Below are 19,089 nucleotides of genomic sequence, written 5' to 3' on the forward strand. Positions count from 1 at the left end.
AAGTTTAATGAAGATTATAAAAATGCATTGGCTAATTCCAGTGCTTTTTTTGGAGCTAATTTGGTTGTTAAGTAACCTTCAATAGTGCTGCTCTTTGGTATGCGGATTAATACTTTCTACTCCTGAAACGAACCCGTTCCTGTAACTACAGCCCTTTTTTATTTTATTAACTCGTTAACTTGACCAACCTTTTTTCTGACGATATTTTTTAGAGAGTGTATAAACTTGTTTTTCACGTATATTCGTATTTATAGGAAAAGATCCATAACGTTAACCCACGAGGTCTTAAGCCTCAAGAACCTTTTCGATGCCATCGCTACTAAGGGAAGTGGAGGAACAGATTTCGGAAGAAAACAATAAATAAGGACCGCACATTTAAAATATGACTAATATGTGCGGTTCTAACCAGCCTATTTGTAAACATAGGATACTACTTTTAAAAAAGCCTGTAACGCATGTGATTTATATCGTTCTTTCTTCGTAACGATTCCAATTTTCCAAGGGATATACTGACTACTGATCTCTTTTACACAAACATTCTGTGCGCTCATTTCGGTTAATGGACTTGGAACAATAGCAACACCTATTTCCTCACGAACTAATGCCATTAACAAATCCCACTGCGTTGTACTAAATGCAATATTCGGTTCAAACTGCTCTTTACGACAACTTTCAAGAACCACTTGGCGCAAGGCGAATGTAGGATCAAACAATATCCAGTTATCCTGTTTCAGTTGTGAAAGTTTAATATGATGATCACTTCTTAAAACATGATTTTTTGGCAAACAGGCAACAAACGGAGCTTCAAAAATGAGTTGTTCTTCTAGTTCCTTGCTCTGTGTAGGTAACACCACAAATGCTACATCGACTTCACCCTTTTCAACGAGCTTTTCTACGCTCAAACCTCCTTCTTCGACAATTTCAAGTTTGACACCTGAATACTGCTTTAAGAAAGCCTTTGCTACTTGTGGAAAGAAAAAAGTACCAATTATTTGTGGCAGACCGACTTTTAAATGCCCTTGTACCTGTTCATTCATATCTTCAAGTTCTATTTTTAACTCTTTCATTTGCTGTAACACTGTAATCGCTTTTTCATAGACAAGTTGCCCTTCATCGGTTAAACGAATAATCCGATTAGAACGATCAAAGAGTGTTACCCCAAGCTTATATTCCAACTTTTGGATTGTTTTAGTTAAGGAAGGTTGTGCGATAAATAGCTGCTCACTTGCCTTTGAAAAGCTTCTACATTCCGCAATCGTTTTAAATACCTCGAAGTCTCGTAAATTCACCGAATTCCCCCATTATTCCTTTTAGGCATATTCAATATGCTTTTCATATATTTTACATTATAAATGATCACTTTTACACTTATATTCAATGGAGGGATTCAGGTGTCAACATGTAAAGTTGCAATCGTTCAAGCAGGTTCAATCGTAATGAGTAAAGAGAAATCTATCAACAAGGCAATAAAGTTAATTCAAGAGTCCGGGGATCAAGGAGCCAATATTATTGTTTTTCCAGAAGCATTTATTCCAGCATATCCACGTGGAATGAACTTTGGAGCGGTGGTAGGTAGCCGATCTGACAGCGGAAGGGATGACTTTCTACGTTATGCAAATAATGCTATAACAGTACCAGGACCAGAAACAGATCAACTAGGCGCGGCAGTGAAAAAGGTAGGTGCTTATACTATTATTGGTGTCATTGAACGCGACCAACACACAAGTGGTGGCACACTCTATTGTACAGTGGTTTTCTTTAGTCCAGATGGGAAATTGTTAGGAAAACATCGCAAGCTGAAACCAACAGGTAGTGAACGTCTCATTTGGGGTGAAGGGGATGGCAGTACACTCCCCGTTTTTGATACCCCGTATGGCAAAATCGGTTCCCTGATTTGTTGGGAGAACTATATGCCTCTTGCACGTGCTGCGCTATATGAAAAAGGTATTCAGATTTATATTGCACCAACTGCTGATTCACGTGATACTTGGTTTGCTTCTATGCAGCATATTGCAATTGAGGGACGTTGCTTTGTTTTATCTTGTAATCAATATTCAACGAAGGATATGTATGAAAAGGATTTACTTGAAAGAGAGGAGATGAAAAATCTGCCAGACGAGATTACAGGCGGTGGCAGTTGCATCGTTAATCCGCTTGGGGAATTTTTAGTTGAACCTGTATTTGGAAAAGAAGAAATCCTTTATGCCAATCTGGATTTAGACGACATCACACGTGGCCATTTTGATTTTGATGTAGTTGGGCACTATGCTCGAAAAGATGTGTTTCAATTAACCGTAAATGAAGAAAAACAGTAGATTTCCTTTTAGTTAACAGCTGCAAGAAACGTGGGAATAAATTTAGAGGAGTTATAAAAGGAGGAAAAATGTATTTTCTAATAATTTTAGTTTCTATTATCTGTATAATTGCACTTATTGTTACATTGTTACTTACAAAAGCTGAGGACACAAATTATAGTAGTAATAAAAGTATTAATAATCAACTATGGATGTATCTCGTTTTAATTCCAGTATTGGCACTTATAGTGGTGGTTAGTTGGATATTTTTATTTTAGAGAGAGAATAAGAAATCCTTCGTTTGCTGTGGTGGCGGCCAGGGTTAAAGCAGAGTGAAATTGTAAGAGTTGTCATACGACAGCTCTTTTTGCCTCTATCGAATTAGACTAAGTTGAGAGGTTGTTACCTGCTTAAAGAATATCAAAGAGAATTTAATGTTGTTCTTCTTTAACTAAAGTTTGCTTATCTTCAATAAGATTTAAGCGATGATCTTCCGCAATCAGGCGCGTTTAAAGAGCGAGTCTTTTTGAAATTTTATCGTGTCCTTATTTTCTTTCTTATTACCCTAAGCAAGCTAATCCATAGTTTAATAAGGGTGAAAATTGATTATCATTCTAAGGATGAAATTGGTCAATTATCCGCTGCTCAATCAAATGGTATTTAACCTATAAACATTAATTGGTAAAGTTAATGAAACAGCAGAACAAGTGACTACATCTTCCGAACAGTTTCTTGCAAGCATAAATGGAACGACAGAGGCCACGAACAAGTAACAATGAGTATCCAAGAGGTTGCTACAGGTTCAGACACCACTGTGAAGCGAGCAAATGAAAGCAATAAGGTTCTAGAGGAAATGACCAATCGAATTAAGCAGGTTGTACAAACATCACCATCTGTATCTAACTCCACGAAAATCGTCTAATGGACAACATGATTCATTTCCTTGTAGTTGAAACGAATCGCCAGCGGGATGTTCGCTTTTTACATATTGTAGAAGAAAATTAAACATATAGGTGAGGTCTCAGGTAAAAGCCTAGCTTGGTGGAAAATAAAGTAACACACTTCGTCAATTAAGGTCTCTGTGGGAATCGTAGTGAGGTTAGTAGACCGAGCATAAATAGAACAATTTTAAGTGAACATATGAACGTTCAAGAAGTACTCTTTTGAAGAAAAACAGCGGAGATGAATGTTAGTGAAACGAAGGTTTAATAAATGAACTTCAATAAAAATAGAAAAACGTTCATATTTCTCTTTACTTACTAGTTAAAGAACCTCATTCTAAACTATGAGTATTATTTTAGTATATCCCTCCTACTAAAGCCATAATAAAATAACATTTATTGGTATTTTTTTCGAATAATTAACGTAGGTTTTAATCGATTCATCTGGAATAATTAAAAGATTTATAGTTAGTAGATTAAAAGGTTGGTATAATTTGAGTAAAATTGTCGTAACAGGAGACGGTATAAAAGCTCCACAAATATGTGAAAAAATACAAAAGGGATGAATAACTATGGTGATTGCATCATTAATCATTGCTATTGGGTTAATCCCTTTAGTTTTAGCAATAAATGTATTGAGGATTTATAAAGGTTCAGAGTTGGGGATTGCTTTATTATTATTTATGTTGTCTATTAGTCTTTGGCAAATTGATATCGGTGTCTTGTACCTAAAGGATTTCTTACCTGAAAATGTTATTTTGCTCTTATTTCGTCTTTTTCGAGTAGGACCAACATTTATTGTACCTTTAACCTTTTATTTAACCTACTTGATTATTAAAAAGCATGCTCCGAATTTTAAGAATACGACCTGGTACAAACTTACTTTATCACTATTCAACACTAAAGTATTATGTTTATTTTTTGTGTGGACTATAGCTATTTATGTGCTTAATTGGACAAAATTTGGGATTGAGGGATTAAGAGTAGTTAATGTTTTGAACACAGACACGAGGCTTTACTTTCCTACTTACGGAGAGTTCCATAGTCTTTACCTGTTACATACAAGTATTTTTCTTTTTCTATTGATCTTTATTTTTATTATTTCTAGAGGAATTCAAAATGTTTATTTACAATCATTTTTAAGCACATTTTCTTTCTGTTCAATGCTGTTATTTGTAACGGGCTTTTTGAACTTTATCCCTGGAACAGGTGCCATTTTCAGTAGTATGGGAGTCATTGTTTTTTCATCTATTATCGTTTTTTCCTTTGTTAAGATGAATAATTTAATAACTCTTAAGTATAATCGACTAATAGAACGCCAAAAAAAACTTGATTACACAGGGGATATAGCGACAAGTCTCATTCATGAAGTCAAAAATAATTTGCAGATAATTAAAGCCTATTCGAAACTGCTTCATCGTACGGCATCTTTACCAAAACAAAGTATCGAAATGGTTGAAATGATTCAAAAATCCACTCAACAATTGGAGGATCTAACCCATAGTTATACGGAATATCTAAATACAAAAACGATTGAATTCAAATTGACAGACTTAAATGAAGCCATTAAAGAAGCGATCGACATAACATCGGAAATAATAAAAGAAAACAGAGTAAAAGTATCGTTTTTAGAAAAGTATAAACCTCTAAAAGCATACGTTAGCGACACCTATCTTAAGCAAGTGTTTGTAAACTTAATAAAAAATAGCTGTGAATCCATTAATGACGAGGATAAACAGCGAGAAATAATTATTTATACACAAATTAAAGATGACCAAATCATCATTGATATTTCCGATACTGGAGAAGGAATACCAATTGACCAATGGGAATATATTTTTGATCCCTTCATATCTTCAAAAAACGCTGGGATGGGTGTAGGACTTCCATTTGTAAGAAAAATTATTTTTGAACATCGTGGTGAAATAAAAGTTCTTGAAAGTAGTTTGAAGGGGACAACTTTAAGAATTGTGCTACCTCAATATGAATTTAGTGATTTTAATTAAAAATCGTTTCCCATTAATAAATAGGTGTTACTTCTTTTAAACAATAGGACCAGATCGTATTATGAGGTTAGCCAGAAATATTTCTGGTTGGCCTATTTTTTATAGATATTATTCTTGAAGGTAGCCTGGGTAGAAAGTACGGGTGTATTTCGCAATTGAAAATTGAGCCACCACAAACTTGGAGAAAGAATTTTAATATAGCGTGGGCTTGACACGGATCCTCTACGGGCATGAACATTTAGCGAAAGCGTGCAGTGGGAAAGAATTACTCACCCGTAAGAGGGTTTCATGCCCATCTCTCCATATAAAGACAGATGTAGTTTTGTGTATTAATTGATCCCAACTATAACAAGTAACTTCTCAACTGTTGAAAGAACCTTTTCTGTAATCATTTCACAATACTTTATAAAGAAGTTTGTCTCTTTGTTTCCATTCACAAGAAAAAAGTATCAACGAAAGCTTATAAGAGAGCGATCGCATATATTCTAAGCGAACTATCAGAAGAAGAATCAGATGGTTTTCTCAATGTTCTTATGACTGTTCTTTTATTTATCATAACGACATGTTGGTGTGGTAATTTATCTCATTCCACTTCCACTCCAAACCCTTGATCGAACCATGAACCCCATTGCGTTTTTTCTGCATGAGCTATCCGTTTCTTGTATGTAAACATCTTAAAAATAGTCCCGTAGTAATATTGGGTAAAGGTTGTTCGAATGCGGCATTTTTTATATTGATAAACCGTTAATTTGAGCGCTTTTTTGATTAAATCATCAAAGGACTCAATTGAAATACTTTTGGTAAACCTTGCTAAGCGAAACGAGTTTGATTCCATAACTTACAAATCTCTGTTGCGCAATTGAAAAAAGGTTTAACGGCTTTTACAAATCTTTGAGGAACATAAGTAGGAGTAAACGATTCATCTAAATCATGAAGATTGATCTGTTCCAATGTTCCCTTACGTAGATCTTTATTATTTAAAGTTTTAGTTTTAATGAAATTAGTTTCCTGTGCATTTTTTGTCGGTTCAACCCGTTAAAGTGGACAGGATTTTCAAGAGTTTCCCGTTCATTCAATTGACTGGGCTTGCTTGTGTCAAAGCGGTGAAAGACATAGACACTGTGTGAATAACCACCTTTTGCTCGTTTCGTCCGATAGTTTGAGAGAATTCCTAAAAACCTTGCTTTACGAAGCATTCGCTCAAAGGTAGAACGTGAGATGCCTCCTTTTGTATGCTGGCATGCTTGTACAAGCTTACATATACGAGCATTGCAAACGCCAATGACCTTCACACAAAAACGAGTCAGCTGGATGAACGCAATTCGTTCTCCTTTCGTAAAATGATGGCCATGAATATCCAACGCAGCAGCCATCGACTCGTTAAATTCTTTCACACTTTTAAACTCACTTAAATGAGTAAACTGTTCGATTCTTCCTGACTTCATCTTACATTCCCCCTTTGGTTATGGTTCCTTCAATTTGTATATATAAGGGAGGGGGAGAAATGTAATGGTGAATTTCATAATAAGTGGGATATTCTTTTGTAGATGCTGTTAAATTATGTATTGCCCTTTGTTTAATTTTGGTTCCTGACCCCCAGTGCTTTAAAACACTGGGGTCAGGAACCCTTTATATGATGAAATAATTTTTAAAATTTTAAAAATATCACTTGATTTTTAGATAATTGGTTGATAGTATTAGTAACAATAAAGTTGTTAAATAATTAAAAAATTAAATAGCGATAAACTTCTTATCTAGAGTGGTAGAGGGACAGGCCCTGTGAAACCCGGCAACCATCAAGTCAAATTTTGACTTGAACGGTGCTAATTCCTGCAAAGGTGTTAACCTTTGAAAGATGAGAGCGATGTATTTCATTATACTAACCTCTCTTTGAATCAAAGAGGGGTTTTTTTAACGGATAGAAGGCTTATCGCTCAAAGGAGCGAAAATAATGGAAAGAGCAGTGTTTGGTGCAAGCGAATTTTTCAGTGAAAAAGCATTTATTACAGGTTTTCGTGGGATTGAATGTGTTCAAATAGGACAATTAAAAGGGGCAAATATAGATATAGTAGAAATTTGGTTTGATCCCTGGAAGGTATCTTATAAGGAATTATTAGAATTGTTTTTTGACTTACATGACCCAACAACTAGAGAAGGTCGGCAAATGAAAAATCATTCATTCATTTTCTTTACTACTATTAATCAATTAACAGTAGCTAAACAAAAGAAAAACGAACTAAAACATATAGTTAAAGATGAAATTATTACAGAAATTACTCCAGTATGGGGACATATTAATAGGTTGGAAGAGATCAAATTAATTTCTTAATTTAAACCTCACATTAGGACTTCGATGTGTTAGGAAGTACATTTTTAGCTTTCACAATCAGGCGTTTAGTTCTACAGCAGACGAACTTAGGTATACAAATTACTAGACTAATTGGTGTCTACTCTGATCCTAAGTCGCAGTTATTTTTTTATCCTAGTGGGGAAATCGTCCACTTCATAACAACGTGTTTTCTAGCCGAAATTTAAGGTGGAGAACTTTGAAGCAATTCTTCTGAATTACTTGATATCCAGTTTTTTGGACAGGAAGATCTTCCGCAAGACTTGTTGGAAATGCACCCCTGTTGGTTTATGGATGCTCTTTCAACGAATAAATCAGCATTTGTTCGTTAAGTTTTCAGATTATAGGAATTCGTTAGTTGACAATGGATTTTAGGTAGCTTGCCAATTCTATATACCCAAAGCAAGAGGAACTTTAATTAATGAGGATAACGCTTTTAAATATCTAGTTCATGATAAGGTATTCACAGAAAACTCACTTAAAAGGTTGTGGGGAATTTGAAAGAAAATAAAGTGAAAAAGGTAGCTGTTTGCTGGAGTGGTGGGAAAGATAGTTGTCTTGCTTTATTTCGTGTACTACAAGAAAACCATGAGGTTATTTGTTTATTATCTATGGTTTCAGAAAAAGATGCTCGAAATCACGCACATGGCATACAGTTAGAAATCTTAAAGTTACAAGCTAATGCATTGGGATTGCCTTTAATCTTGGTAGACTCAGCAGGGGAATATGAGCTTTCACTAAAAAGGTCATTTTCCCACTTAAAAGAGAAATTTGGAGTAGAAGCTATTGTATTTGGGAGTTTATATTCAAAAGAAGATAGAAAGTGGAATAAGCAAGTGGCATATAAATCGGGAATTGAGCCTTTATTCCCTGTATGGATTTCACCAAACCAATCTTCTAAACTTCTTTATGATTTTATATCCAAAGGTTTTCATTCTGTAATTTGTCGTGCTTCTACTAAGTATTTTGACCAAACATGGGCTGGTAGATTCCTTGATTGGAGTTTTTATGACGAGATTCATCAAACAGATAGTTGCGTTATGGGCGAATTAGGGGAATACCATACTTTTGTGTTGGACGGTCCAATCTTTCATAAAAAGATTGAAATGACTAAATCAGAAGTTGTTTTGAATTCTGGATTGTGGTCTTTAGATATCCAAACGTGTCATTTATTGGAGAAAACATAGCTGTAATCTAAACAATTAAGTCTTTTAGGACGCAAGTTTAACTGTATTTTTATATTTATATCTTCTAAAATCAGGCGCTACAAAAAAGCCATTATAATGAGTCACAATACTCTTAAACCATCCTATATTTTTGCTTCCTATTGATAACTAATTCAATCGATGATTCTATTTTCAATATCTAAAACTATAAGAGACACCCTCAACCTAAGGGTGTCTCTCACCATCTTTACTACTAATCAAAGAATCAACCTCGCCCCCTCAATCAACCCTTCATGTAGCACCGCTTCAATCAATTTCACCGTCTCATAAGTTGCTTTATAATCTACAACCTCATCATCCGTATGCTCGTGCAGATAACCAGCTGATAAATTGACAGACGGGATTCCAAACTCAGCAAACGACTTCGCATCAAGTTTCCTGCGCTTTTTTGACTGGTTTAACCGTTGAGTGGAAAGACTTTTCATGACATTCACGTTCATTCAATTGACAGGGCTTGCTTTTGTCAAAGAGGTAAAAAAATGATCGTTTCAATCTCAATAGACCTTTCTTTTTGAAGCATCGTTTAAACGTAGCTGAGATGCCTTCTTATAAGTCGGCATGCTTGCACCACTTACATATACGAGCATTGCAAACGCAGTAACCATCCACACTAAAACTTAGATAAAGCCACTCGATAAAGAATCTCGAGAGGCTTTTGATTGATAGGCGAGAAATAATGAAGGTAGAAAATATTGGTCGGACAATGGTTCATGCTATTTTAAAATAACCTGTCAATAGATGTAGATTTTCTACACTTCATTATGATGATTATTCTATCTATGCGCTAAATAGTATAACTATCGAACCCTAGGGTAGTGGCTTGATTGGGAAGAATCTATTTGAGTTACCCTAAAGTTCTAAAATAGATCTTCATATGTTAATAATCGATTAAATGGTTATTACTTAGCCAAGTGTGGACACAATCAATAAATTTTTTGGTGGCAGGAGACATATTTGGTTTGCTAGCAATGCCTATAAATCGAAATGAATCGTTCTCTAAATTAAGTATACGAATGTTACTAGAGATATCAGATAAAGTCATTTCAGGCCGTATGCTAATGCCTAAATTATTTTTCACCATAGCCATAATGGTTTGATCATCCGATACCTCAAACTTAACATTTGGTTTTATATTATTTTCGCTAAAAAGCTGTTTTATTTCATTAGACCAACCTTGTTTGGGCATAATCATAGGTTCTGTTTGTAATTGTTTAAAAGAAATTTTCTCCTCTGCATGAAAAGGGTGCTGGTCTGATAAGATGCAGAGCATTTTATCTTTTTTTAAAGGGAAAAATTCAAGAGATTTTGAAATAGGGGAAGTGAGAAAGCCGCAATCAATTACACCGTTTGAAATCCACTGTTCTAAAGTAGAATAGTCACCTTCAAACAGTTTTACTTCAATTCCGGAATGATTTTCTTCAAACAGCTTTATAATATGTGGCAACCATTGTGTAGCGACACTTGTAAATGTACCAATTCTCACTACACCCACCTCTAACCCATTAATTGCTGCAGCCTCTTGTTTCATTCTATCATTTAAGCTCAGGATATCACGAATATATACAAGCATGCGTTCACCATTATTTGTTAATTTAATACCTGATCGCCCACGGTGAAATAATGAAAAGCCTAATTCAGTTTCTAGATTAGTAATTGCATGACTGATACCTGATTGTGTTGTATTTAACATTTCTCCGGCTTTTGTCAGACTACCAGACTCAACTACAGCATAAAAGACTTCAAAACGACTAATGGTCATCTTATTCTCCTTCTTATATTAGTTTTTCTCATGTTTCACATTATAAACATTCATTTTACTAATGTGAATCTTATACAGTATACTGTAATTAACTCATCTTGCACTACTTACAGTTACACTAGTGCAAATCAGAAATAGAATTTCCGCCATTAATCACTTAACCGTGGAATGTTAGGATAGATTGATGTGTCAAAATTCTTTATTTAAGTTTTAATTTATGAATGGATAACAAAGTGGTAGATTGTTATTTAAATATAATTGAAAGCGCTTTACTTGTAGGAGGGGTTTTTCCTTCTAGTTCTTCTTTTAAATACTGATAAATTTAGGGGCCGATGAATAATATGTTGTTATTAAAGGATTTTTGTCATTTGCGAACTCTAATTTTATTCAGAAAAAAACCTTGCGAGAAAATATGACAGTGATATTGAAAGGATATATAAGTTTGTGAATATAATGATCTGTATATATAAGGGAATGACTGCTAGTTATTAGTTTAAAGTACGAGGACTAAATAAGGATTAGTTTAATATGAAAAACACCTAAACAAGATAGTAGTTTGTCCGAAATCTACTCTGGAGGGATTTACCTATGAATTTTGAAAGTAAATTATCTGTGCACGAAATTTTGCAGAATAAACATTTTGGACATGCGAAAGTAATAGCGGGGAAAGCTGGTCTTACCCGGCCTGTCAGATGGGTCCACGTTTTAGAAGTACTCTCCATTGGAAATCTATTAAACGGTAATGAACTTATACTATCTACAGGAATTGGGTGGCAAGGAGATCAAGATGCTTTTGCTCTATTAGTTAAAAAATTTATTGACTCTAATGCAACTGGACTATGCATTGAATTAGGACAGTATATATCAGACGTACCACAAGAAATTATCGAATTGGCTGACACCCATAAATTTCCTTTAATTGTTTTCACTAAAGAAGTGCGGTTTATTGATATTACACAAGAGATACATAGTCTCTTAGTAAGAAAACATTATCAAGTCCTTTCTGATTTAGAAGAATACTCAAATAGATTAAATCAATTGCTTCTTTCCTCTAATCCACAACAAAAAATATTGCAACTTTTATATGAATACTTAGGGATGACGATATTTTATATTTCTATTCAAGGAGAAGTTAACGTTATTCCCAAAAAATCACCAACTGAGCAAGAAAAATTATTTGAACTTCTGAAAAGTAATAAGATACCAAGACATGTGAATGTTGCTCACCAATCTGTGCAAGCTTTGAATCAAACGTTTGCTGATCTGTTTATTATTTCAGAATCGGATGCCATCACTGAATTTGAATCTCTAATTTTAGACCGAAGTGCTATTGCCTTGGCTCAAAGTCTTTTACGCGAATTATATATCCAAGAACAAAGCAAGGCTAAAGAAGCAGAATGGGTTAGTTGTTGGCTTGAAGGAGAACATAGTAATGAACAAATTCACAATTACCTTTCGGAGCTGGAACCTAATCTTAAGCCCAATGGATGTACTGTTTTACTTTGTAAAGTAGATAATCTAGATCAAGTAATGTCGGAAATCACGTACTTAAAAGTATTTATTAGCTCTATTTTTGAGCAACGAGGTATCTTCCTCTTATCTTCTATACAAAAAAATCAAATGGTTTTTATACTACTTAATAAACGGAAAACTGATGATTTGAAGAGCAGGGTACAAGAAGGAATTGACTGTTTGAAAAATTCTGATTTCATAAAAAAACAGAATTTTTCTCAACTTGAGTTTAGTGTCGGTAAATTTGTTAATAATTTAAGTCATGTAAAAAACAGCTACCATACTGCAAAGGAAACATTAAATATCAGAGAAAAAATGCCGAATGAATTAAGCGAGTACTTTTATGAGGATTTATATATCTTTCGACTAGTGTTAGCTGCTAACGAACAAGGGGTTCTTCGTGAATTCATCATTGATTATTTAGGACCTGTATTATTACATGATCAACAGACAAATGGCGAGTTACTAAAAACATTAAAAATTTATTTGCGATGTAAAGGGGCAAAAAAGGAGGCGGCTGAACAGCTTCACATTGTTCGTCAAACACTTTATCATCGTTTAAATAAATTGTTTGAACTAATTGGGAATGATTTTATGGATCCTTATAAGCGTCAAGCAATTGAAGTTGCGATCTCTGCATATGAATATGCCTCTGCGTCTAAACCATTTTTTGAATATTCTTCTTCCTCTATACCTAAGTCATCGTAAGTTGTATTGAAACCCTAAATTAGGGTTTCTTTTTTTATACGACACCTTGTAAACAATCTAGGATGGTACCACTCATAATGTAGAAAAAATATATAGAATATTTTACACAGTGTCTAATGATTGGAGGTTATATGTCAAATATAATTAGTTTAAAGATTGATACACATTCAAAATAGGAGGTTTTACAATGGAGTTAACAAAAAGTGTCGAAACATTAAAAAATTATATAGGTGGACAATGGGTAGAATCTAAAAGTAAACAAATTGAAGAGGTACCTAACCCAGCAACTGGAGAGGTAATAGCCCGTGTACCACTTTCTAATCGGGAAGATCTAGATAACGCAGTATTAGTTGCAAAAAAAGCATTTGAAACGTGGAGAAAGGTACCTGTACCTAAACGAGCTCGTATTTTGTTTCGCTATCAACAACTATTAGTTGAAAATTGGAAGGAATTAGCTACTATTGTTACATTAGAAAACGGAAAAAGTTACGATGAAGCATACGGAGAAGTCCTCCGTGGAATAGAGTGTGTTGAGTTTGCAGCAGGTGCACCAACCTTAATGATGGGAGAGCAACTTCCTGATATAGCTACAGATGTTGAATCAGGAATGTACCGTTACCCAATAGGGGTAATTGGAGGAATTACACCGTTTAACTTTCCGATGATGGTTCCATGCTGGATGTTCCCGCTAGCCATTGCATGTGGAAATACTTTTATTCTAAAGCCATCTGAAAGAACACCGTTGTTAGCTAATCGTTTAGGTGAACTGTTTAAAGAGGCAGGACTCCCGGATGGTGTATTAAATATAGTGCATGGTGCACATGATGTTGTAAATGGCATTTTAGAAAATGAGGATGTTAAGGCTGTATCCTTCGTTGGTTCTCAACCAATTGCTGAGTATATATATAGAACAGCAGCAGCGAATGGTAAACGTGTTCAAGCTCTAGCCGGGGCAAAAAATCATTCGATGGTACTAAAAGATGCGGATCTTAATTTTGCAGCGAAAGAAATCATAAACGCTGCCTTCGGGTCTGCAGGTGAAAGATGTATGGCAGCAGCTGTAGCTGTGGTAGAAGAAGACGTGGCAGATGAATTTATAAAGACACTGACTCAAGCCGCTGATAGCATCACTATCGGTAATGGATTAGATGAAGGTGTGTTCCTTGGTCCAGTTATTCGTGAAGGTCATAAGGAACGGACGCTTGACTACATTCAATCAGGTGTAGAACAAGGAGCGACACTTGTTCGAGACGGACGTGAAGACGATGCAGCAAAAGGAGAAGGCTATTTTGTTGGTCCTACTATTTTTGACAATGTGACACAGGAAATGAACATTTGGAAAGATGAAATTTTCGCACCAGTACTTTCTGTTGTACGTGTAAAAAACTTGACGGATGCTATTAATGTAGCTAATGCATCACCTTTTGCAAATGGAGCATGCCTTTATACAAACAATGCAAAAGCAGTTCGTCAATTCCGAGAAGAAATTGATGCTGGTATGCTTGGGGTCAATCTTGGAGTTCCCGCCCCAATGGCATTCTTCCCATTTTCCGGTTATAAGAAATCGTTCTATGGTGACCTTCATGCAAATGGAAAAGATGGAGTAGAATTCTATACGCGTAAAAAAATGCTTACTGCTCGTTACTAGTCAGAGTGAGCCAAAAAAGGAAGAATGGGGTTGATCGTTTTGCGAGCGACAGAACAAACACAAAATTTGCAGAAAACGGATGAAAAGTACCTATGGCATGCAATGAAAGGAGCGGCTCCTAACCCATCGAATTTGATTATTACCCAAGCAAACGGAGCATGGGTGACAGATATTGATGGCAATCGATATTTAGATGGTATGTCAGGTCTTTGGTGCGTAAATGTTGGGTATGGAAGAAAAGAGCTCGCTAAAGCCGCTTATGAACAGCTTGAGGAGATGCCATATTTCCCCCTAGCGCATAGTCATATACCCGCCATTAAGTTAGCGGAAAAATTGAATGAATGGCTCGGTGATGATTACGTTATTTTCTTTTCTAATAGTGGATCAGAGGCTAATGAAACAGCGTTTAAAATTGCTCGCCAATATCATCACCAAAAAGGGGATCGTGATCGTTATAAGTTCATTTCTCGGTATCGGTCTTACCACGGTAACTCAATGGGGGCATTAGCAGCAACGGGTCAAGCGCAACGCAAGTATAAATATGAACCATTGGCGCAAGGATTTCTTCATGTTGCCCCACCAGATACTTACCGAAATCCAGATGATATTCATACACTCGCAAGTGCCGATGAAATTGATCGTATCATGACATGGGAGTTAAGCCAAACTGTAGCCGGCGTCATTATGGAACCGATCATTACGGGAGGTGGAATTTTAATGCCTCCTGATGGATACATGAAAAAAGTGAAAGAAATTTGTGAGAAACATGGTGCATTACTTATTTGTGATGAAGTGATATGTGGATTTGGCCGGACGGGTAAACCATTTGGGTTTATGAACTATGAAGTAAAACCAGATATTATTACAATGGCAAAAGGGATAACAAGTGCATATCTTCCTTTGTCAGCAACGGCAGTTAAAAGAGAGATTTATGAGGCATATATAGGGAGCGAAGATTATGATCGCTTCCGTCATGTTAATACGTTTGGCGGTAATCCTGCCGCTTGTGCATTGGCGTTAAAGAATTTAGAAATTATTGAAAATGAAAAACTCATTGAACGCTCTAAAGAGTTAGGTGAACGTCTATTACTAGAACTTGAGGAAATAAAGGCGCATCCAAACGTAGGGGATGTTCGGGGAAAAGGTCTTCTTTTAGGTATTGAGCTAGTTGAAGACAAGCAAACAAAAGAACCAGCCCGTATTGAAAAAGTAAACAAAGTTATAAGTGTTTGTAAAGATAAAGGTCTTATTATTGGTAAAAATGGGGACACCGTAGCTGGTTATAATAATATTTTGCAGCTATCTCCACCATTAAGTATTACAGAAGATGACTTTTCATTTATTATCAAAACTTTGAAAGAAAGCATTTTTCAATTAAAGTAATAGTCTATAGTCTTGCCTAGAGGTTGAAAACTGGGAACAGAATGAACTGTGTAGGTAGAATGTGGCAATTGTGAAGATAAAAAACGACTTTCTCTAAGTGTTGAGAAAGTCGTTTTTATTATAGATGAGTGTATATCAAACTAGCCATATTATCTCTATAATGAAGTAAATCTATAGAGCATGTTTAGAAGTATTACATGATTAATTGTTATTACTAATTATAAAGTCAATGTTGTTACCAAATAAGCGAACGTTCAAAAAAATTTTATACTAACGGTTCTAACAATCATGTAAAATTAGAAACTATCGATCTTTAACACTGTGTCTAATGTGAATATTCGGAAAGTAAGATATATTTAATTAATATCAAAGTGGCAGAAAAATAAGTACCAGTATGAAATTGGTTTTTTTGAAACTATAATTACGAATTTCTAGAGAGAAAACTTAGCTTTTGGACCGGGGGATTTTAATGGAATCAAATGTAAATTGGTTGAATGGTATCGTCTGGAGTTCGGCATTGGTCTATCTTATTTTAGGCGTAGGCTTGTTCTATTCGATTGTTACACGATTTTTTCAAATTAGACATATTAAGGACATGGTCAAGTTAACTTTTAAGGGTACTAGTTCCTCTGCAGGAATATCTTCTTTCCAAGCTTTAAGCATGTCAGTTGGAAGTAGAGCAGGTATTGGTAACATAGCTGGTGTAGCTACAGCCATAACTTTTGGTGGGCCAGGTGCATTATTTTGGATGTGGGTTATGGCTTTTCTTTCAGCTAGTACTTCATTTATTGAAACAACACTTGCACAAGTGTATAAAAGTAAACAAGATGGTCAATATCGAGGGGGGGCCCCGTACTACATTGGGAAGGGGCTAAAGTTAGAGTGGTATGCTATTGTTTTCGCTATTGTTACGATGATTTCAATGACTATTCTTGTACCTGGTATACAAGTAAATACAATTGCTCTTTCTTTAGAAAGTGCATTTGGTATTAGTCCTATACTTACTGGATCCTTACTTGTTATTTTACTCGGTCCTGTTATTTTTGGAGGAGTAAAAAGAATTGCAAAAACGACACAAATAATCGTTCCGTTTATGGCAATTGGCTATATATTGGTTTGTTTCATTATATTAATAGCAAACATTTCCCAGTTACCTAGTGTAATAACACTCATCTTATCAAGTGCATTTAGTAAAGATGCTACCTTTGGCGGATTAATTGGTTCTGCAATTGCTTGGGGAGTACAGCGTGGAATTTTTTCAAATGCTGCTGGGTTTGGTAGTGAAACGTTTGAAACTGGAGCTGCGGAGGTATCCCATCCTGCTAAACAAGGTTTAGTGCAAGCGTTTTCAGTTTATCTTGATACGCTGATTATTTGTTCTGCAACAGGGTTCACGATCCTACTAACAGGCATGTATAATGTGGTGTCTCCAAGTGGCACCGCAATTAGACATCATTTAGGTGAGGTTGAACCAGGATCTATCAACGCACAATTAGCAGTTGAATCGGTGTTACCTGGATTTGGAGCTCCTTTTGTTGCTATTGCAATTTTCTTCTTTGCGTTTACAAGTATCATAGCCTATTCTTACAAAGCAGAAACAAGTCTTGCCTATATCAATCGTAACCGAAAAGTGAAACTGACTTGGCCGCTAAATGTTTTAAAAATGGCTCTTTTAATTGGTATTTTATACAACAGTACGAATTCTGCTGGATTTGCATGGTCGTTAGGTGATTTAGGATTGGGGATCATGACTTGGTTAAACATAGCAGCTATCTTATTTTTGACAAAACCTGCATTAAAAGTATTAAAGGATTATGAAATGCAGAAAAAAGAAGGAAAAGATCCTGTCTTTAATCCTACGAAGCTAGGGATAAAAGGTGCCGACTTTTGGGAAAAAGAGTACAAGGAAAATATAGACGATATGACAAAGGAGAGAGAATCAATTAAACGGAGTTCATAATAGAGTCTATTCAAAAAGGTAGGTTTTTTCCCTTTTTGAACAGACTAAGAAGCAATAAGCGTAGTCGCTACATCTTTAAAAGTCTTACTATGAGTGGGTTTCTCATAGTAAGACGAGTAGCGAACGGAGCCATTGCAAGTCTTATAGAGTACAACACGCTCTAATAGTGAGAAATAGAGAAAAAGATCAAATAAATATTTTATAAGAGATTAAAAGATTATCTACTAAATAATGGGGCTGTCTCAAAGGTTCAATGACCTTATAGGACAAGCCTTATTTTTTTGGGTACCTTTATCTGTAACCATTCATAGAACTGGTGTAAGATTTCAAGTTCTCAATATTTAACATTATGTCCAATGTTAATATTCCGAAAATATTTTATATTTAAATAGATAAAGAAAACGTTTAAGGTGCGTTACTTAAACTTCATAGGAGTAGAAGAACAAGCATGAAAGGTTAGAAATAGTTTTGCAGATATTATGAGGTAAAGGAGGTGTATTCATTTAGTTGCTCAACGTGCCACCCGACAACATTAAGAAAAGCTCACACTTATTGATGGTGAACTGTGAAGAAGGAGGCCAGTCGTGACGAAGGAATCAGTTGTAATTACGGGAGCTGGAAGTGGGCTAGGGGCATCCTTAGCCAGGAAGTTTTCATCAAATGGGAGCCATGTATGTTTACTAGGTAGGACGAAAGAAAAACTTTTTGAGACTGCTTCGAAACTAGAGAGTGATTACTCTATCTTTGAAGTGGATGTAACCTCTAGATTAAGTGTTAAGAATACTATTGCAAAAATACAAGCAGATAGAGACTCGATTGACTGCTTAGTAAACAATGCAGGTGTTGGAATTTTTAAGTATATTGAACATTTAACGGAAGAAAATATTAATCAAATGATAGATACCAATTTAAAAGGCACAATATACTGCACCCAAGAAGTTTTAACTGGTATGAGAGAGAAAAATAAAGGAAGCATTGTTAATATTGTGTCAGGTTCTGGAAAAGTAGCGAAATCCACGGAAAGCGTCTATAGTGCTAGTAAATTTGGTGTTCGTGGATTTTCAGATGCTCTTGCATTAGAAGTGAAGGATTCAAATATTCATATTTTCTCTGCTTATATGGGAAATATGAAAACGAACTTATGGTCAAATGAGTTAGCGCGGGAAAACTTGGATAGTTATATGGACCCAGACGATGTAGCTGATATAATAATTAAAAGTCTTAAGCCCCGCAAACACTTGAAGGTGAGTGACATAACTATTTTGAACCACATGTAATGCGTCAATATTGATTGTTTAATCTAAT

General features: G+C 35.3%; 15 protein-coding genes and 1 riboswitch. Of the genes, 10 read left to right on the top strand and 5 right to left on the bottom strand.

Going from position 1 to position 19,089, the window contains the following annotated elements:
- Positions 1 to 410: 410 nt before the first annotated feature.
- The gene (locus tag LDX58_RS14970; protein ID WP_227937630.1) at positions 411 to 1,289 is read right to left on the bottom strand and encodes a LysR family transcriptional regulator; all 879 of its coding nucleotides are present in this window, start codon (positions 1,287 to 1,289) and stop codon (positions 411 to 413) included.
- A 63-nt stretch (positions 1,290 to 1,352) separates the two neighbouring features.
- Between LDX58_RS14970 and LDX58_RS14975 the strand changes: the two genes are divergently transcribed.
- From LDX58_RS14975 to LDX58_RS14985, 3 genes are all read left to right on the top strand, one after another.
- Positions 1,353 to 2,315, top strand: coding sequence for a carbon-nitrogen hydrolase family protein (locus LDX58_RS14975; RefSeq protein ID WP_227937631.1), 963 nt, complete (start codon positions 1,353 to 1,355; stop codon positions 2,313 to 2,315).
- Between the two features lie 754 nt (positions 2,316 to 3,069).
- Positions 3,070 to 3,216 (top strand): hypothetical protein, encoded by a 147-nt coding sequence (locus LDX58_RS14980; protein WP_227937632.1) that lies wholly within the window; start codon positions 3,070 to 3,072, stop codon positions 3,214 to 3,216.
- Positions 3,217 to 3,807: 591 nt separating this feature from the next.
- Positions 3,808 to 5,241: a sensor histidine kinase gene (locus LDX58_RS14985; RefSeq protein ID WP_227937633.1), complete on the top strand. Its 1,434-nt coding sequence runs from the start codon at positions 3,808 to 3,810 to the stop codon at positions 5,239 to 5,241.
- A gap of 583 nt (positions 5,242 to 5,824) precedes the next feature.
- On the opposite strand, the gene LDX58_RS14990 is transcribed toward LDX58_RS14985, so the two are convergent.
- Positions 5,825 to 6,076: a hypothetical protein gene (locus tag LDX58_RS14990; RefSeq protein ID WP_227937634.1), complete on the bottom strand. Its 252-nt coding sequence runs from the start codon at positions 6,074 to 6,076 to the stop codon at positions 5,825 to 5,827.
- A gap of 142 nt (positions 6,077 to 6,218) precedes the next feature.
- Positions 6,219 to 6,686, bottom strand: a complete 468-nt coding sequence (locus LDX58_RS14995) for a hypothetical protein (protein WP_227937635.1) — start codon at positions 6,684 to 6,686, stop codon at positions 6,219 to 6,221.
- Between the two features lie 302 nt (positions 6,687 to 6,988).
- Positions 6,989 to 7,103, top strand: a riboswitch (SAM riboswitch).
- Positions 7,104 to 7,192: 89 nt separating this feature from the next.
- Here LDX58_RS14995 and LDX58_RS15000 point away from each other — a divergent pair.
- Together LDX58_RS15000 and LDX58_RS15010 are read left to right on the top strand one after the other, a co-directional pair.
- Complete coding sequence (locus LDX58_RS15000; protein WP_227937636.1) at positions 7,193 to 7,570, top strand: peptide-methionine (S)-S-oxide reductase; 378 nt, start codon at positions 7,193 to 7,195, stop codon at positions 7,568 to 7,570.
- A gap of 515 nt (positions 7,571 to 8,085) precedes the next feature.
- Complete coding sequence (locus LDX58_RS15010) at positions 8,086 to 8,775, top strand: Dph6-related ATP pyrophosphatase (RefSeq protein ID WP_227937637.1); 690 nt, start codon at positions 8,086 to 8,088, stop codon at positions 8,773 to 8,775.
- Positions 8,776 to 9,011: 236 nt separating this feature from the next.
- On the opposite strand, the gene LDX58_RS15015 is transcribed toward LDX58_RS15010, so the two are convergent.
- Both LDX58_RS15015 and LDX58_RS15020 read right to left on the bottom strand, forming a co-directional pair.
- A complete protein-coding gene (locus tag LDX58_RS15015; RefSeq protein WP_227937638.1) occupies positions 9,012 to 9,239 on the bottom strand; it encodes a hypothetical protein in 228 nt (75 codons plus the stop codon).
- A 452-nt stretch (positions 9,240 to 9,691) separates the two neighbouring features.
- Complete coding sequence (locus LDX58_RS15020; RefSeq protein ID WP_227937639.1) at positions 9,692 to 10,573, bottom strand: LysR family transcriptional regulator; 882 nt, start codon at positions 10,571 to 10,573, stop codon at positions 9,692 to 9,694.
- A gap of 588 nt (positions 10,574 to 11,161) precedes the next feature.
- Between LDX58_RS15020 and LDX58_RS15025 the strand changes: the two genes are divergently transcribed.
- The 5 genes from LDX58_RS15025 to LDX58_RS15045 all read left to right on the top strand — a co-directional run bounded on the left by LDX58_RS15025 (position 11,162) and on the right by LDX58_RS15045 (position 19,061).
- Positions 11,162 to 12,793, top strand: a complete 1,632-nt coding sequence (locus tag LDX58_RS15025) for a PucR family transcriptional regulator (protein ID WP_227937640.1) — start codon at positions 11,162 to 11,164, stop codon at positions 12,791 to 12,793.
- A 187-nt stretch (positions 12,794 to 12,980) separates the two neighbouring features.
- On the top strand, positions 12,981 to 14,441 hold the full coding sequence (locus tag LDX58_RS15030) for a CoA-acylating methylmalonate-semialdehyde dehydrogenase (protein ID WP_227937641.1): 1,461 nt from the start codon (positions 12,981 to 12,983) through the stop codon (positions 14,439 to 14,441).
- 39 nt (positions 14,442 to 14,480) lie between these two features.
- Positions 14,481 to 15,824 carry an aspartate aminotransferase family protein gene (locus LDX58_RS15035; RefSeq protein WP_289623508.1) on the top strand — a complete coding sequence of 448 codons (1,344 nt, stop codon included), beginning with the start codon at positions 14,481 to 14,483 and terminating at the stop codon, positions 15,822 to 15,824.
- Between the two features lie 469 nt (positions 15,825 to 16,293).
- Complete coding sequence (locus LDX58_RS15040) at positions 16,294 to 17,784, top strand: alanine/glycine:cation symporter family protein (RefSeq protein WP_227937643.1); 1,491 nt, start codon at positions 16,294 to 16,296, stop codon at positions 17,782 to 17,784.
- Positions 17,785 to 18,368: 584 nt separating this feature from the next.
- On the top strand, positions 18,369 to 19,061 hold the full coding sequence (locus LDX58_RS15045) for an SDR family oxidoreductase (RefSeq protein WP_227937644.1): 693 nt from the start codon (positions 18,369 to 18,371) through the stop codon (positions 19,059 to 19,061).
- Positions 19,062 to 19,089: the final 28 nt, after the last annotated feature.

The organism is Alkalihalobacillus deserti (genome assembly GCF_020734105.1).
Taxonomy (GTDB): Bacteria; Bacillota; Bacilli; order Bacillales; family Bacillaceae_D; genus Halalkalibacter; species Halalkalibacter deserti.

Coding starts and splice junctions, on each gene's coding strand:
- LDX58_RS15030 (WP_227937641.1), top strand. CDS start 12,981: ATGGAGTTAACAAAAAGTGTCGAAACATTAAAAAATTATATAGGTGGA.
- LDX58_RS14990 (WP_227937634.1), bottom strand. CDS start 6,076: ATGGAATCAAACTCGTTTCGCTTAGCAAGGTTTACCAAAAGTATTTCA.
- LDX58_RS14980 (WP_227937632.1), top strand. CDS start 3,070: ATGAGTATCCAAGAGGTTGCTACAGGTTCAGACACCACTGTGAAGCGA.
- LDX58_RS15015 (WP_227937638.1), bottom strand. CDS start 9,239: ATGAAAAGTCTTTCCACTCAACGGTTAAACCAGTCAAAAAAGCGCAGG.
- LDX58_RS15000 (WP_227937636.1), top strand. CDS start 7,193: ATGGAAAGAGCAGTGTTTGGTGCAAGCGAATTTTTCAGTGAAAAAGCA.
- LDX58_RS15025 (WP_227937640.1), top strand. CDS start 11,162: ATGAATTTTGAAAGTAAATTATCTGTGCACGAAATTTTGCAGAATAAA.
- LDX58_RS14995 (WP_227937635.1), bottom strand. CDS start 6,686: ATGAAGTCAGGAAGAATCGAACAGTTTACTCATTTAAGTGAGTTTAAA.
- LDX58_RS15020 (WP_227937639.1), bottom strand. CDS start 10,573: ATGACCATTAGTCGTTTTGAAGTCTTTTATGCTGTAGTTGAGTCTGGT.
- LDX58_RS15040 (WP_227937643.1), top strand. CDS start 16,294: ATGGAATCAAATGTAAATTGGTTGAATGGTATCGTCTGGAGTTCGGCA.
- LDX58_RS14985 (WP_227937633.1), top strand. CDS start 3,808: ATGGTGATTGCATCATTAATCATTGCTATTGGGTTAATCCCTTTAGTT.
- LDX58_RS14975 (WP_227937631.1), top strand. CDS start 1,353: ATGATCACTTTTACACTTATATTCAATGGAGGGATTCAGGTGTCAACA.